Genomic DNA, 15,611 nt, shown 5'->3' on the forward strand with positions numbered 1-15,611 from the left:
GGTGTTCGAGTCTGTCAAGGGCTTCGGCGTCACCTTCGCGCACATGTTCAAGAAGGTCGTGACCGAGGAGTACCCGGAGTACCGCAAGCCGACCGCGCCGCGCTACCACGGCCGCCACATCCTCAACCGTCACCCGGACGGGCTGGAGAAGTGCGTCGGCTGCGAGCTGTGCGCGTGGGCGTGCCCGGCCGACGCGATCTACGTCGAGGGCGCGGACAACTCCGACGGCGAGCGCTACTCGCCCGGTGAGCGCTACGCCGGCGTGTACCAGATCAACTACGCCCGCTGCATCTTCTGCGGGCTGTGCATCGAGGCCTGCCCGACGCGTTCGTTGACGATGAGCAACGAGTACGAGCTGGCCAGCGACTCCCGCAAGGACCTGATCTTCACGAAGGAGCAGCTCCTCGCGCCGCTGCTGCCGGGCATGGAGCAGCCGCCGCACCCGATGCGGCTCGGCGAGTCGGAGAAGGACTACTACGTGGGCGCGCTGACCAACCCCGGCACCAGTGCCGGGGCGGAGCGGGTCAAGCCCGGGGGTGTGGCATGAACACGGCGGTAGAGACGCTGCCGGCGGCTTCGGCGGGCGCCTGGATCGTCTGGGGCATCCTCGCCCTGGTGGCGGTCGCGGGTGGCATCGGCATGGTGCTGGCGAAGAACGCCGTGCACTCGGCCCTGTTCCTGGTCTGCACGATGCTCACCCTGGGTGTCTTCTACATCATCCAGGCCGGCCCGTTCATCGGCATGGTGCAGATCATCGTCTACACCGGCGCGATCATGATGCTGTTCCTGTTCGTGCTGATGCTGATCGGCCGGGACTCCTCGGACTCGCTGATCGAGACCCTGCGCGGCCAGCGCACCGCGGCCCTGCTGTTGGGCCTCGGGTTCGCCGGGCTGCTCGTGACCGGTCTGGTCCGCGGGCTCGGCAGCACGAAGGCCACCGGACTGGCGCAGGCCAACGCCGACGGCAACACCCAGGGCATCGCGAAGGTGCTGTTCACCTCGTACGTCTTCGCGTTCGAGGTCTCCAGCGCCCTGCTGATCACCGCGGCGGTCGGCGCGATGCTGCTGGCCCACGTCGAGAAGACCAAGGCCGAGAAGGTCACCCAGCGCGACCTGATGCACGCCCGGTTCGCGCCCGGCAACTACCCGGCCCCCAAGCCGGGCCCGGGCGTGTTCGCCGCGACGAACTCCGTCGCCGCCCCCGGGCTGCTGCCCGACGGCACGGTGGCCGGCCGGAGCCTGACAGCGCTCGTGCCGACCCGGGAGCTCACCGCGGCCGAGGCCCAGCCGAAGGGGACGGAGAAGTAATGGAGAACATCGACCCGAGCGCGTACATCGGGCTCTCCGCACTGCTCTTCACGATCGGCGCGGTGGGCGTCCTCATCCGCCGGAACGCGATCGTGGTGTTCATGTGCGTCGAGCTGATGCTGAACGCCGCGAACCTCGCCCTGGTCACGTTCAGCCGGATGAACGGCAACCTGGACGGGCAGATCATCGCGTTCTTCGTGATGGTCGTGGCCGCCGCCGAGGTCGTCATCGGCCTGGCGATCATCATGTCTATCTTCCGGACCCGCCGCTCGGCCTCGGTCGACGACGCCAACCTGCTGAAGTACTAAGAGGTACCGGTGGAAAAGACTGTGCACTTCGCCGACGCGACCGGGATGTTGACCAACATCTGGCTGCTCGTCGCGATCCCGCTCGTCAGCTCGGCTGTGCTCTTCCTGCTCGGCAAGCGTGCCGACAAGTGGGGTCACTGGCTGGGCGTCGCGAGCGTCGCGGCTTCCTTCGTTCTCGGGGTGATCTTCTTCTTCCAGCTCAAGGGGCTGGACGAGGGAGCCCGCTCGGCCCAGGTGAAACTCTTCGAGTTCATCCCGGTCGGCGGGCTGAAGATCGACTTCGGGCTGCTCTTCGACCCGCTGGCGGCCGTCTTCGTGCTGCTGATCACGGGTGTGGGTTCGCTGATCCACCTGTACGCGACGGGCTACATGGCCCACGACCCGGGACGTCGGCGGTTCTTCGCCTTCTTCAACCTGTTCGTGGCCGCGATGCTGCTGCTGGTGCTCGGCAACAACTACGTGATGCTGTACTTCGGCTGGGAGGGCGTCGGTCTCGCCTCGTACCTGCTGATCTCGTTCTTCTTCGACAAGCCCAGCGCGGCGACGGCCGGCAAGAAGGCCTTCCTGATGAACCGGGTGGGTGACGCCGGGTTCGCGATCGCGCTGTTCCTGATGTTCCAGCAGCTCGGCACCGTCAACTACGAGGGCGTCTTCAACGGCGTCACCGGGCTGTCGAAGACCGTGGTCCTGATGATGGGCCTGCTGCTGCTGATCGGGGCGTGCGGCAAGTCCGGCCAGTTCCCGCTGCAGGCGTGGTTGCCCGACGCGATGGAGGGCCCGACCCCGGTGTCGGCGCTCATCCACGCGGCGACGATGGTCACCGCCGGCGTCTACCTGATCGCCCGCTCCAACGCCGTGTTCAGCGCGAACGCGACGCTGCAGACGGTCGTGGTGAGCGTCGGGGCCCTGACCCTGCTGATCGGGTGCGTGATCGGCTGCGCGAAGGACGACATCAAGCGGGTGCTCGCGTACTCGACCGTCTCCCAGATCGGCTACATGTTCCTGGGCGTCGGGCTGGGCGGAGCCGCGTACGCGCTGGCCATCATCCACCTGCTCGCCCACGGCTTCTTCAAGGCCGGCATGTTCCTCGGGGCCGGCTCGGTCATGCACGGCATGCAGGACCAGGTGGACATCCGCCGGTTCGGCGGGCTGTGGAAGTACATGAAGATCACCTGGGCCACCTTCGGGCTCGGCTACCTGGCGATCATCGGCATCCCGCCGCTGTCGGGCTTCTTCTCCAAGGACCCGATCATCGAGTCGGCGTTCAACCGCCCCGGCTGGACGGGCTGGCTGTTCGGCGGCGCGGCCCTGCTGGGCGCGGGTCTGACGGCGTTCTACATGACCCGGCTGTTCGTGCTCACGTTCCACGGTCCGAAGCGCTGGACCGACGGGCAGCACCCGCACGAGTCGCCGGCCGTGATGACGATCCCGCTGATCCTGCTGGCGGTCGGCTCGGTCGCCGCGGGTTGGCTCATGTCGACCTCGGTCGTCGACTGGCTGAAGCCGGTCCTCGGCGGGGAAGAGGTCCACGAGGTCGAGAAGATGCCCGCCTGGGTGGTCACGACCCTGGTCCTCGCGGTGGTGGTTCTCGGCGGCGGCCTCGCCTACGCGCTGTTCCGCAAGGGCACCGCCCTCGAGGAGGAGCCGGCCGGTCCGGTCGTCACCGCCGCACGCAACAACCTCTACGCCGACACGTTCAACGAGTTGGTGTTCGAGCTTCCCGGTAAGTACCTGACCCGGGCGCTGGTGTACTTCGACAACAAGGGCGTCGACGGCCTCGTCAACGGACTCGCGGCCATGGTCGGGGGCGGCTCCGGCCGACTCCGCCGGACGCAGACCGGTTTCGTGCGCACGTACGCCCTGTCCATGCTGGGAGGTGCGCTGCTCGTGGTAGCCGCGCTGATGGCGGTGACGCTCGGATGAGCAACTTTCCGTACCTGAGTCTGCTCGTCGGGCTGCCCCTGGTGGGCTCCGCGGTGCTGGCGTTCCTGCCCCGGAGTCAGGGGGCGCTGGCCAAGAAGCTCGCGCTCGTCTGGACCCTGGTGACGCTCGGCCTGACGGTGGCCCTCTGGGTCGCCTTCAAGGCCAACGGGGCCCGGTTCCAGCTCAAGGAGTCCTACGCCTGGATCCCGCAGTGGGACGTCCACTTCTCGTTCTTCGTGGACGGCATCGCCCTGGTCATGATCGCGCTGATCGGCGTGCTCGTCCCGCTGGTCGTCGTGGCCAGCTGGAAGACCGTGGAGAAGCTGGACGGCAAGCGGAGCGTTCCGGCGTACTTCGCCCTCCTCCTCGCCCTGCAGGGCCTGATGACCGGCGCGTTCGCGTCGAGTGACGTCCTGCTGTTCTACGTGTTCTTCGAGGCCATGCTGGTCCCGATGTACTTCCTGATCGGCTCGTACGGGGAGACCCCGCGTCGGCAGTACGCCGCCGTGAAGTTCTTCCTCTACTCGCTGGTCGGCGGCCTGTTCATGCTCGCGGCCGTGATCGGCCTGTGGGTGTACGGCGGGCACACGTTCAACTGGGAGACCCTCCAGCAGGCCGACTTCAACACGATGGCCGAGCGCTGGATGTTCCTCGGGTTCTTCATCGCGTTCGCGATCAAGGCGCCGTTCTTCCCGTTCCACACCTGGCTGCCCGACGCCGGTGGCGCGGCCCCGGCCCCGGCCGCCGCGCTGCTCGTCGCGGTCATGGACAAGGTGGGCACGTTCGGCATCCTGCGGTACTGCCTGTCGCTGTTCCCGAACGCCTCGAAGTACTTCGCGCCCCTGGCCATCGCGCTGTCGCTTGTCGGCATCATCTACGCGGCGCTGCTCGCCGTGGGCCAGGACAACCTGAAGCGCCTCGTGGCGTACACGTCGGTGGCGCACTTCGGTTTCATCGGCATCGGGATCTTCGCGTTCACCACCCAGTCGGGTACGGGCGCGGTGCTCTACATGCTCAACCACGGTCTCGCGACCGGCCTGCTGTTCCTGGTCGTCGGCTTCCTGGTCGCCCGGCGCGGCAGCGCGTCGATCAAGGACTTCGGCGGCGCGGGCAAGTTGGTGCCGATCCTCGCCGGGGTGTTCTTCCTCGCCGGTCTGGCCTCGCTGGCCCTGCCGGGCACCAGCCCGTTCGTGTCCGAGTTCCTGGTGCTGATCGGCGTGTTCTCGGTCTACAAGACCGTCGCCGTGATCGCCACGCTCGGCATTGTGCTGGCCGCCGGGTACGTCCTGTGGATGTACCAGCGGACCATGCAGGGCACCCTGAACCCGGCCCTGAAGGAGGTGCCGGCGATGAACAAGGACATCAAGGTCCGCGAGCTCGTCGTCGTCGCCCCGCTGATCGCGTTGATCCTGCTGCTCGGCTTCTACCCGAAGCCGGTCATCGACGTGATCAACCCGGCCGTCAAGGCCACGCTCATCCAGGATCTCGGGAAGAGCGACCCGGCTCCGATCTCGACGGAGGCAAAGAAGTGACGTTCCAGTTGCCGCACCTCGACTACCTGGCGCTGGCGCCGATGCTGGTCCTGTTCGGGGCGGCGTGCGCGAGCATCCTGGTCGAGGCAGCAGTGCCGCGCGACTGGCGCTTCCGGGTGCAGGTTCCGCTGACGCTGATCTCGCTGATCGTGGCCGGGGGCTTCCTGGTCAAGCTGGCGACGAAGTACGCCGACGACGACGGGGTCATCCAGCAGGGCACGCTCACGGCGGGCAAGGCCGTGGCGATCGACGGCCCGGCGCTGTTCCTGCAGGGCGCGCTCGTCGTGCTCGGCATCATCGCCGTGCTGCTGATCTCCGAGCGCAGGCTGGAGACCGGGGGCGCGTTCGTGGCCCAGGCCGCCGTGACGGCCGGCTCGCAGGCCGACCGCCGGCAGGCCAAGACCGGCGGCGCCACCGAGGTGTACGCCATGGTGCTGTTCGCCCTGGCCGGCATGCTGCTGTTCTGTGCCGCCAACGACCTGCTGACCATGTTCGTGGCGCTCGAGGTGTTCTCGCTGCCGCTGTACCTGCTCTGCGCTCTGGCCCGCCGTCGCCGGCTGCTCAGCCAGGAGGCGTCGCTCAAGTACTTCCTGCTGGGCGCCTTCGCCTCGGCGTTCTTCCTGTACGGCGTCGCCATGATCTACGGTTTCGCCGGCCGGATCGACTTCGCGAGCATCCACCAGGCGGTGGTCACCTCGGAGCGGAGCAAGACGCTGCTGGTGATCGGCCTGGCGATGCTGGCCATCGGGCTGCTGTTCAAGATCGCGGCTGTCCCGTTCCACGTGTGGACCCCGGACGTCTACCAGGGCGCCCCGACCCCGGTCACCGCCTTCATGGCCGCGTGCACCAAGGTCGCGGCGTTCGGTGGCCTGATCCGGGTGCTGTACGTGGCGTTCGAGCGGTCGAGCTGGGACTTCCGGCCCGTCCTCGGCGCGGTCGCGGCCCTCACCATGATCATCGGTGCGGTGCTCGCGGTCACCCAGACGGACATCAAGCGCCTGCTGGCCTACTCCTCGATCGCCAACGCCGGTTACCTGCTGACCGGCGCGCTGGCGATGAACTCGGACGGCCTGCGGTACACGATGTTCTACCTGGTCGCCTACGGCTTCACCGTGCTCGCCGCGTTCGGGATCATCACCCTGGTCCGCGACGCCGACGGCGAGGCCACCCACCTGTCCCGGTGGGCCGGGCTGGGCCGGCGCTCGCCGCTGGTCGCCGCGGTGTTCACGTTCCTGATGCTCGCGTTCGCCGGTATCCCCCTGACCAGCGGTTTCACCGCCAAGTTCGGGGTCTTCGCGGCGGCCGTCGGCGGGAACATGACCTGGCTGGTGATCGTCGGCGTGGTCAGCAGCATGATCCTCGCGTTCCCGTACCTGCGGGTCGTCGTGCTCATGTGGCTGTCCGAAGCGGGCGAGGACACCCCGACCGTATCCATTCCGGGCATGTTCACCTCGATCGCCGTCGCGTTCGGTGTGATCCTGACCCTCGTACTCGGCGTGGTCCCGCAGGCGGCTCTCCAGCTCGCCATCAACGCGGGTACGTTCCTGAGATAGATCAGTCGTATGGCATCGTGGGGGGCGTGGTGACAACGCAGAGCCTGACCAGCGCTATCGGGCTGGAGTTCGCTGACTCGGAGCTAGAGGCGGCCATGAGGGTCGGTCTGGACACCGTGGAAGGCGAGCTCCGCGCGGCGGTGGCCAGCGCCGACCCGTTCGTCACCGAGGCCGCCCGGCACCTGCTGGAGGCGGGCGGCAAGCGGGTCCGGCCGATGTTGACGCTGCTCGCGGCGCACTTCGGCGACCCGACCGCCCCCCTGGTGGTGCCGAGCGCCCTGGTGCTCGAGCTGACCCACCTGGCGACGCTGTACCACGACGACGTGATGGACGAGGCCGCTGTGCGCCGGGGGGCGCCCAGCGCCAACTCCCGGTGGACGAACACGGTCGCGATCCTCACCGGCGACTACCTGTTCGCGAAGGCCGCCTCGATCGCGGCCGAGCTGGGCACCGAGGCGGTCCGGATCCAGGCGGAGACCTTCGCCCGGCTCGTCCAGGGCCAGATCCGCGAGACGGTCGGCCCCCGGGCCGGCGTGGACCCGGTCGCGCACCACCTCGACGTGCACCGGGACAAGACCGGTTCGCTGATCGCCACCTGCTGCCGGTTCGGGGCGCTGTTCGGCGGCGCCGACGACAAGGTGACCGACACGGTCACCCAGTTCGGCGAGGTGTTCGGGATCGCGTTCCAGCTGTCCGACGACCTGCTGGACATCGCGTCCGAGTCGGTCTACTCGGGCAAGGTGCCGGGCACGGACCTCCGCGAGGGCATCGCGACCCTCCCGGTGCTGTACGCGCTGGAGGGTCCCGACAACCGGCTCCGCCAGCTGCTGGCCCAGGGGCCGCTGACCGACGACGCCGAGCACGCCGAGGCGCTGGGTCTGCTGCGGCGCTCGCCGGCGATGGACCGGGCCAGGGCGACGCTGGAGGACTACGCCTCGGAGGCGCGCAGGCTGCTCGGCGAGCTGCCGGACGTGCCGGCCCGGCAGGCGCTGGCCTCGATGTGCGACTTCGTCACGGCCCGGATGGCCTGAGCACACAGTCCGATCCGGGTTCAGGGGCCGGCCGGCGCGTGCCGGTCAGGCCCCTCCGTAGTCCTCTGATGGTTTTTGTCGGTTTTTGAGCATCCGGGCTCCGGAGAGCATGCCGACGGCGGCCAGGGCCATCGAGCCCGACGCGCACAACCACGTCACGGTGTACGACGTGTGCGCCGTGACCGTCCCCAGCGTCAGCGGCCCGAAGAACGCCCCCAGGTACACCCCGGTCTGGGTGATCGCCGTCGCCGAAGCCGGCGCGGTCGGGTGCAGCTGGACGACGGCGTAGTTCATCAGCCCTGGCCAGGCCCAGCCCAGCCCGAAGGCGAGCAGCACCCCGGCGACCATGGTCGGCACCCCGGCCACGGACAGCAGGGCCATCCCGACCGCCCCGACGCCGAGCATCCCGGCGAGCACCGCCACGTGCCCGCCCCCGGACCGGCGGTCGGCCAGCCAACCGACCAGGATCCGGGCCGCGATGCACACGGCGCTGCCCGCGGTCAGGGTCAGGCCGGCGACCGCCGGGTCGATGCCCCGGGCGACGCTGGAGGACACCAGGAAGGTGCCGAGCGCGTTGGCCGCCGCCGAGGCGAAGGTCGCGCTGGCCCCGATGACGACGAGGGCCGTGGTGGCCCCGCGCTCGCGGCGTTCGGTGCGCCGGACCGGCCGGGCCAGGTCGCGCTGCACGAGGGGCAGCGCGCTGAGCGCCACGGCGGCGGCGAGCACCCAGGCCCACCGCCAGCCGACCGTGAGCGCCAGCAGCGGCACGGTCGTGCCGGCGAGCAGCGTCGAGATAGGAACTGCGGCCTGCTTTATCCCGAACACCAGGCCCTGGCGGCCGGCCGGGATCCGCTGGGCGAGCGCCGTGTTGGCCGCGAGCTGGCCGACGGAGTTGGCGACACTGCCGAAGAGCAGGAACAACACCAGTTGGAGGTACGAGTGGGCCAGCCCCGCCACGGCCAGCATCGACCCGGCGGCCACCAGGATCGCGGCCCGACTGCTGGCGGCGGCCCCGAAGCGTTCGACGATCGCCCCGGCGGGGATGCCGGCCAGCGCGCTGCCGCCGAAGTAGGTGGCCACCACGAGTCCGAGGCCGGCCGGGTCGAAGTGCAGCTCCGCCGACAGTTGCACCGCCAGCCCTCCGATGAGGAACACCGGGATCACCGACGCGATCGTCGTACTGACCCCGCCCAGGGTGGCCCGGCGGGTCTGTGCGCTGCTCGGCGCGGCCTCGGCCAGCACTGTCATGGTTCCGACACTAGGGAGGTGTGTCGGAAAAAGCAGTGGCCCGCATCGCAGTACGTGTCCGCGCGTTAATAGATAGTGGTGATGGGTGCCCGTCGGGGTGTTCCCTGATGGGGTTTTGTTCCCTATCGTGAAGGGTGGCGCACCTCACCCTGAGGCCGTCGTGGAGGTTGTTGTGAGAGAACTCGGTGATCACGAGCTGGGCCGGGAGCCAACTCGCGCCTTGGGCAGTGAGCCGCCGCCAGATCTCATCCGCAGCGTGTCCCGGGCATTCCGGATCGTTGAGGCGGTGGGTGACACTCCGAAGGGGTTGACGCCCAAGCAGATCGCCCGCAGATGTGAGCTCAACCTGGCGACTGTTTACCACCTGGTCCGCACCCTCTCCTATGAGGGCTACCTGCACCGCCGGGACAACGGCACGTTCGTCGCCGGCCTCAACTTCTCCGACCGGTACCGGGAGATGTCCGCGGCGTTCAGCGCGCCGGTCAACGTCGCCGACGGTCTGCGTCGGGCCGCCGGGCGTACCGGGCACAGTCACTTCCTCGGCCGGTTCATCAACGGCCGGGTGGCGATCACCGGGGTCGCGGAGGGCGCGCGGTCGCCGCACCTGGAGGACCTGATCGTCGGATTCGACGACGGCGCGCACGCCACGGCCCTCGGCAAGGCGCTGCTGGGCACGCTCAGCGCACCGGCCCGCAGCCGGTATCTGCGCGAGTCCGGGATGCGGAAGTACACGGCGAAGACGATCACGGAGCACGACCGGCTGGAATATGAGCTGACCCTGCACGGGCAGCGCGGCCTGTTCGTCGAGGTCGGGCAGTACCGGCCGAATGTGGCCTGTGCCGCGACCATGGTCTCCTACGGGCCGGACCCGGACCAGATCGTGGTGCTGGCCTGCACGCTGCCGATGGAGGAGTTCGTGACCACTGCGGCCACGGTCAACCAGCGGATCCGCGCGGCGGCCCAGGGCCTGGCGAACGCTTTGACGCAGTCGAATGAGAGTGGGACCGGCTGAGTTCGACGATGCGTGCGTTGTCGAAGTGCCTGCATACAACACCGGTATGCAGGCACTTCTCCGCCTTCGCCTCCCCGATCTCAGCCGGCCAAGCCGTTAGATCAAGAGCTCGGATCAAGATCATCATCTGTTACGGTGGAGCGTGACCTGGCGCGCGGCGGTTCACGCCGCGGCGGCGGCCAGGGCGGTCGCCTGCCGGGTGCGGCGCGCCGTGCGGAGGCCGTCGACCGTGAAGATCACCAGGGCCAGCCAGACCAGGCTGAAGCCGGCCAGCCGCAGCGGCGGCAGCGACTCGTCCAGGATCAGCACCCCGCAGCCCAACTGCAGAACCGGCGCCAGGTACTGCAGCATCCCGATCGTCGACAGCGGCAGCCGGTTGGCGGCCCCGGCGAAGAACAGCAGCGGGATCGCCGTGGCCGCCCCGCCGCCGAGCAGCAACATCGTGTGCCCGAGGCCGTGCCCGGTGAACGTGGCCTTCCCGTCGGCCGTCAGCCAGACCAGGTATCCCAGGGCCGGCAGCGCCAGGACGGCGGACTCCACGAACAGGCCCTCCGCGGCGGGCACCCCGAGCCGCTTCTTGATGAAGCCGTACAGGGCGAAGGACGTGGCCAGGGTGAGCGCGATGTAGGGCAGGTGCCCGTAGTCGTACGTCAGCACCCCGACGGCGGCGGCCCCGACCCCGAGCGCGCCCCACTGCCACGGCCGGAGCCGCTCGCGGAGCAGGAGCACCCCGAGCAGCACGTTGAACAGCGGGTTGATGAAGTAGCCGAGGGAGGTCTCGACCACCCGGTGCGCGTTGACGCCGTAGATGTAGAAGCCCCAGTTCACCGCGAGGACGACAGCCGCGGCGGTGATGCCGAGGACGGTCCGCAGCTTCAGCGAGCGCAGCCACGCCCAGTGCCGCTGGACGGCGAGCAGCCCGGCGACGAAGACGACGGACCACAGGACGCGGTGGGCGAGGATCTCGACGGGTCCGGCGGTGGCGAGCAGGTGCCAGTACAGGGGGAAGAAGCCCCAGCAGACGTAGGCCAGGAGCCCGAACAGGTAGCCACGCCGGAGTTCGCTCACCCGGCAACGTTAGCCCCGGCCAGTGAGGGTGACCTATGGTCCTGGTCACCCGCCGGGAGGGCGGCCGGGCCGGGCACGCCGAGGGGCGGCCGGAGTGTGTCCCGACCGCCCCTGCGGACCGCTACCGACCGGTCAGCCCGGCCGGACGCTAGTCGTTGTCACCACCCGGGGTGATCAGGCCGAGCACCCAGCTCACGATGGCGACGATGATGCCGCCCCAGAACGCCGCCCAGAAGCCGTTGATGTGGAACGGCAGGTCGATCTTGTCAGCGATCCAGCTCGTGAGCCAGAACAGCAGCGCGTTCACGACCAGGGCGACCAGGCCCAGGGTCAGGGCGTAGAAGGCGCAGCCGATCGTCTGGATGATCGGCTTGATGACGGCGTTGACCAGTCCGAAGATCAGCGCCACGAGAAGGAGTGTGCCGACCTTTTTCCAGCCGGACTCGCCGACCTGGATCCCGGACACCAGGAGCGAGGCGACCCACACCGCGACAGCGGTGACGATGGTGCGGATGATGAAACCCATGGGCACATACTCTCAGAGGACTCCCGTCCTGTCAGGGGATACGTTCTGAGCTGGTAGCCGGGGTCTGGGCACGACCACCGGCCCGGTCGCGGAGCGTAGAAGCAGCCGTCGCGCCGGGCACTCGACCCCGCTGTACAGGGCGGAGGACAGGGCCAGCGCGACGGCGAACGCCGCACCGGCGGCGGCCAGCCCGGCGGCCGAGCCGAGCCTCGGGTGCGAGCCGAACAGCGCCTCACCGGTCCGCATCACCAGAATGTGGATCATGTAGAACGCGAACGACAGCTCGCCGAGCCGGACCATCACCGGGTGCCGCCAGGCCGACCGGACCCCGGACAGGTCCGCGGTCGCCGCGGCGGCGATCACAAGCGCGAAGCCGGGTACGGTGCACGCCGCGTACCGGAACGGTCCGGGCACCCACGACGCCAGCGCGTACCCTGCGGCGAGCACCACCAGGGCCGGCACCATGCCGGGGCCCGGCCAGCGCCCGGCGCGCACGAGGCAGGCGAGCGCGACCCCGAGGATGAACTCCGGGAGCCTGAGCAGCGGAAAGTACCGCATCAGGTGGTCGTGGACGAGCAACGGCAGCGCCACCGTGGCCACCAGCCCGGCCCCGGCCGCGCACCACGCGCCGCGCGGACCGGCCCGGCGTACGAGCCGGAACAGCACCGGGAAGAGGGCGTAGAACAGCGCCTCGCAGGCCAGCGACCAGCTCACCGGGTTCACGCTCTGGCTGTACAGGATCGCGGTGTTCCACGGGTGGACGAGCAGCGCGTTCGCGGCCAGCGCGCCCGGCGACGGCAGCGACCGGGGCAGCAGCAGCCAGCCGAGCAGCAGGGCGAGCAGCGCCGTGACGGCGTGCAGGGGGTAGACCCGGGCGAACCGGCGGTACCAGAACCTGAGCGGCCGGTCGTGCTCCCGGGCCGACCAGGCCAGCACGAAGCCCGACAACACGAAGAAGAACGACACCCCGGTGGCCCCCGCGCCGAACACCCAGCGCAGGACGAGGCCGGCGCCGCTGTCGCGGTGCAGGTACTCGACCGTGTGCACGTGCAGCCCGAAGACGAGGAGCGCGGCGATCCACCGCAGGCCGGTGAGGGAGGGGAGCTGACTCGCCGGGGGTGGTGGCACCCGCCGATGTTATAGACGCATTCGTATGCGTGTCACGGGGACGTTTTCCGGGCCTCCCGGGTTGCGCCCGATCTTCCGCCCGCGCAGCCGAGTCACCCGACGATCAGGCGAGCGTCCAGGTGTCCCCGGTGCGCAGCAGCGCGGCCAGGTCCCCCTCGCCGTTCGCCCGGGCGGCGGTGACCTGGGAGCGGACCAGCTCGTCGTACACCGGGCGGTTGACGCTGCGGAACACCCCGATCGGGGTGTGGCTCAGATCGGCCTCCGGCAGCCGGGACAGCGCGAAGGCGTACGCCGGCTCCGCCACCGTCTCGTCGTGCACGATGATCTCCTCCGGCGCCACGGATCCGGTGGCCACCACCCGGAGCCCGAACCCGCGCGGGTCCTTCACGACGCACTTGTCCCCGAACGTCAGCGGTTGGCCGTGTTCGAGCCGGATCAGCGCCGCGTCGCGGGTCTCGGAGTCCTTGAGCAGGTCGAACGCGCCATCGTTGAAGATGTTGCAGTTCTGGTAGATCTCGACGAACGCCGAACCCTCGTGCGAGGCGGCGGCCCGGAGCACGGACGTGAGGTGCTTGCGGTCGGAGTCGATGGTCCGGGCCACGAACGAGGCCTCCGCGCCCAGCGCCAGCGAGATCGGGTTGAACGGCCAGTCGGTGGACCCCATCGGGGTTGACTTGGTGACCTTGCCGAGCTCGGACGTCGGCGAGTACTGCCCCTTGGTCAGGCCGTAGATCCGGTTGTTGAACAGCAGGATCTTCAGGTTGACGTTGCGCCGCAGCGCGTGGATCAGGTGGTTGCCGCCGATGGACAGCGCGTCCCCGTCGCCCGTGACCACCCAGACGGACAGGTCGGGGCGGGACACCGACAGGCCGGTCGCGATGGCTGGGGCCCGGCCGTGGATGGAGTGCAGGCCGTAGGTGGACAGGTAGTACGGGAAGCGCGACGAGCAGCCGATCCCGGAGACGAACACCGTGTTCTCGCGCTTGATGCCCAGCTCGGGCAGGAAGCCCTGCATGGCGGCCAGGATCGCGTAGTCCCCGCAGCCGGGGCACCAGCGGACCTCCTGGTCGGACTTGAAGTCCTTGGCGGTCAGCTTCAGCTCAGTGGTGGTCATCGAGAACACGCTCCAACTCGGCTTCGAGTTCGTGAGAGGTGAACGGCAGGCCCCGGACCCTGTTGTACCCGACGGCGTCGACCAGGTACCTCGCGCGGATCACGTGTGCGAGCTGGCCCAGGTTCATCTCGGGGATCACGACCCGGTCGTAGCCGGCGAGGACCTCGCCCAGGTTGGCCGGCAGCGGGGACAGGTTCCTCAGGTGCGCCTGGGCGATGTCGCGGCCCCGGGCGCGCAGGGCCCGGCAGGCCGCGCCGATCGGGCCGTAGGTGGACCCCCATCCCAGGACCAGCACCCGCGCGGCCCCGCTCGGGTCCTCGACCTCGACGTCGGGGACCACGATCCCGTCGATCTTGGCCTGCCGGGTTCGCACCATGAATTCGTGGTTGTCCGGGTCGTAGGAGATGTCGCCGGTCTGGTCGGCCTTCTCGATCCCGCCGATCCGGTGCTCCAGCCCGGGCGTGCCCGGAATCGCCCACGGCCTCGCCAAGGTCTCGGGGTCGCGCAGGTAGGGCAGGAACTTGCCGTCCGGGGCGTTCGGCTCCGCGGCGAACGAAACGTGCAGGTCAGGCAGGTCGTCCACGTTCGGCAGCAGCCACGGCTCGGAGCCGTTCGCCAGGTAGCCGTCGGACAACAGCAGCACCGGCGTCCGGTAGGTCAGCGCGATCCGGGCCGCCTCCAACGCCGCGTCGAAGCAGTCCGAGGGCGAACGCGGCGCGATCACCGCGACCGGGGCCTCGCCGTGCCGGCCGAACAGCGCCATGTTCAGGTCGGCCTGCTCGGTCTTCGTCGGCATCCCGGTCGACGGGCCGGCGCGCTGCACGTCCACCACGATCAGCGGCAGCTCCAGTGCGATGGCCAGGCTGATCGTCTCGCCCTTGAGCGCCACGCCGGGGCCGCTGGTGGACGTGACCCCGATGGCCCCGCCATAGGACGCGCCGAGGGCCAGGCCGATCGCGGCGATCTCGTCCTCGGCCTGCACCGTGGTCACGCCGAACTTCTTGTGCTTGCTCAGCTCGTGCAGGATGTCGGAGGCCGGGGTGATCGGGTACGCGCCGAGGAACACCGGCAGGCCCGAGCGCACCCCGGCCGCGACCAGCCCGTACGCGAGCGCGACGTTGCCGGTGATGTTGCGGTAGTCGCCCTTGGGCATGGGGGCCGGCTTCACCTCGTACTGCACGGCGAAGTCCTCGGTCGTCTCCCCGAACGACCAGCCGGCCTGGAACGCCGTGATGTTCGCCGCGGCCAGCTCGGGCCGGGCGGCGAACTTGCGCTGCAGGAAGGCCAGGGTGCTCTCCGTCGGCCGGTGGTACAGCCACGACAGCAGCCCGAGGGCGAACATGTTCTTGGCCCGCTCGGCGTCCTTCTTCCCCACGGACTGCTCCGCGAGGGCCTTGACGGTCAGCGAGGTCAGCGGCACCGGGTGCACGGAGAACTTGTCCAGCGACCCGTCCTCGAGCGGGTTGGCGGCGTAGCCGACCTTGGCCAGCGCCCGGGTGGTGAACTCGTCGGTGTTGACGATGATCTCCGCGCCGGGGATCAGGTCGCCCACGTTGGCCTTCAGTGCCGCCGGGTTCATCGCGACCAGCACGTGCGGCGCGTCGCCCGGGGTGAGGATGTCGTAGTCGGCGAAGTGCACCTGGAAGCTGGAGACGCCGGGCAGGGTGCCGGCGGGGGCCCGGATCTCGGCCGGGAAGTTCGGCAGCGTCGACAGGTCGTTGCCGAACTGCGCCGTCTCCGACGTGAACCGGTCCCCAGTCAGCTGCATGCCGTCCCCGGAGTCGCCAGCGAACCGGATCACGACCCGGTCCAACTGACGGAGCTGCTTCGTCACGCTGTTGCCTCCTTCGGAAGCTCCCT

The 15,611-nt window shown here is 69.5% G+C and carries 14 protein-coding genes; 8 read left to right on the forward strand and 6 right to left on the reverse strand.

Annotation, left to right across the window (positions count from 1 at the left end; all coding sequences use genetic code 11):
* Position 1: 1 nt before the first annotated feature.
* From nuoI to IW245_RS30700, 7 genes are read left to right on the forward strand one after another with little or no spacing between them, the layout of a single operon-like run.
* The gene (nuoI, locus tag IW245_RS30670) at positions 2 to 547 is read left to right on the forward strand and encodes an NADH-quinone oxidoreductase subunit NuoI (protein ID WP_197006605.1); all 546 of its coding nucleotides are present in this window, start codon (positions 2 to 4) and stop codon (positions 545 to 547) included.
* Positions 544 to 1,308 (forward strand): NADH-quinone oxidoreductase subunit J, encoded by a 765-nt coding sequence (locus tag IW245_RS30675; RefSeq protein ID WP_197006606.1) that lies wholly within the window; start codon positions 544 to 546, stop codon positions 1,306 to 1,308. Before nuoI ends, IW245_RS30675 begins: the two co-directional genes overlap by 4 nt.
* Positions 1,308 to 1,616, forward strand: a complete 309-nt coding sequence (gene nuoK, locus IW245_RS30680; protein WP_197006607.1) for an NADH-quinone oxidoreductase subunit NuoK — start codon at positions 1,308 to 1,310, stop codon at positions 1,614 to 1,616. Before IW245_RS30675 ends, nuoK begins: the two co-directional genes overlap by 1 nt.
* 45 nt (positions 1,617 to 1,661) lie before the next feature.
* Positions 1,662 to 3,539, forward strand: coding sequence for an NADH-quinone oxidoreductase subunit L (gene nuoL / locus IW245_RS30685; protein ID WP_197008768.1), 1,878 nt, complete (start codon positions 1,662 to 1,664; stop codon positions 3,537 to 3,539).
* Complete coding sequence (locus IW245_RS30690) at positions 3,536 to 5,071, forward strand: NADH-quinone oxidoreductase subunit M (protein ID WP_197006608.1); 1,536 nt, start codon at positions 3,536 to 3,538, stop codon at positions 5,069 to 5,071. The genes nuoL and IW245_RS30690 overlap by 4 nt, the downstream gene beginning before the upstream one ends.
* Positions 5,072 to 5,112: 41 nt before the next feature.
* The gene (gene nuoN / locus IW245_RS30695; RefSeq protein ID WP_231400459.1) at positions 5,113 to 6,624 is read left to right on the forward strand and encodes an NADH-quinone oxidoreductase subunit NuoN; all 1,512 of its coding nucleotides are present in this window, start codon (positions 5,113 to 5,115) and stop codon (positions 6,622 to 6,624) included.
* Positions 6,625 to 6,650: 26 nt separating this feature from the next.
* Positions 6,651 to 7,655, forward strand: coding sequence for a polyprenyl synthetase family protein (locus tag IW245_RS30700; RefSeq protein WP_233472777.1), 1,005 nt, complete (start codon positions 6,651 to 6,653; stop codon positions 7,653 to 7,655).
* Positions 7,656 to 7,700: 45 nt separating this feature from the next.
* Here IW245_RS30700 and IW245_RS30705 read toward each other — a convergent pair whose 3' ends face one another.
* Complete coding sequence (locus tag IW245_RS30705; protein ID WP_197006610.1) at positions 7,701 to 8,903, reverse strand: MFS transporter; 1,203 nt, start codon at positions 8,901 to 8,903, stop codon at positions 7,701 to 7,703.
* 220 nt (positions 8,904 to 9,123) lie between these two features.
* On the opposite strand from IW245_RS30705, the gene IW245_RS30710 reads away from it, so the two are divergent.
* Positions 9,124 to 9,915, forward strand: a complete 792-nt coding sequence (locus IW245_RS30710) for an IclR family transcriptional regulator (protein ID WP_197008770.1) — start codon at positions 9,124 to 9,126, stop codon at positions 9,913 to 9,915.
* A 162-nt stretch (positions 9,916 to 10,077) separates the two neighbouring features.
* Here the strand turns inward: IW245_RS30710 and rarD are convergent, their stop codons facing one another.
* The 5 genes from rarD to IW245_RS30735 form a co-directional block, all read right to left on the reverse strand.
* On the reverse strand, positions 10,078 to 10,983 hold the full coding sequence (rarD, locus tag IW245_RS30715; RefSeq protein ID WP_197006611.1) for an EamA family transporter RarD: 906 nt from the start codon (positions 10,981 to 10,983) through the stop codon (positions 10,078 to 10,080).
* Positions 10,984 to 11,131: 148 nt separating this feature from the next.
* Positions 11,132 to 11,509, reverse strand: a complete 378-nt coding sequence (locus IW245_RS30720; protein WP_197006612.1) for a phage holin family protein — start codon at positions 11,507 to 11,509, stop codon at positions 11,132 to 11,134.
* A 12-nt stretch (positions 11,510 to 11,521) separates the two neighbouring features.
* Positions 11,522 to 12,637 carry an acyltransferase family protein gene (locus tag IW245_RS30725; protein WP_197006613.1) on the reverse strand — a complete coding sequence of 372 codons (1,116 nt, stop codon included), beginning with the start codon at positions 12,635 to 12,637 and terminating at the stop codon, positions 11,522 to 11,524.
* A 103-nt stretch (positions 12,638 to 12,740) separates the two neighbouring features.
* On the reverse strand, positions 12,741 to 13,751 hold the full coding sequence (locus IW245_RS30730) for a 2-oxoacid:ferredoxin oxidoreductase subunit beta (RefSeq protein ID WP_197006614.1): 1,011 nt from the start codon (positions 13,749 to 13,751) through the stop codon (positions 12,741 to 12,743).
* Complete coding sequence (locus IW245_RS30735; RefSeq protein WP_197006615.1) at positions 13,738 to 15,585, reverse strand: 2-oxoacid:acceptor oxidoreductase subunit alpha; 1,848 nt, start codon at positions 15,583 to 15,585, stop codon at positions 13,738 to 13,740. Before IW245_RS30735 ends, IW245_RS30730 begins: the two co-directional genes overlap by 14 nt.
* Positions 15,586 to 15,611: the final 26 nt, after the last annotated feature.

The organism is Longispora fulva (assembly GCF_015751905.1).
Lineage (GTDB): Bacteria > Actinomycetota > Actinomycetes > Mycobacteriales > Micromonosporaceae > Longispora > Longispora fulva.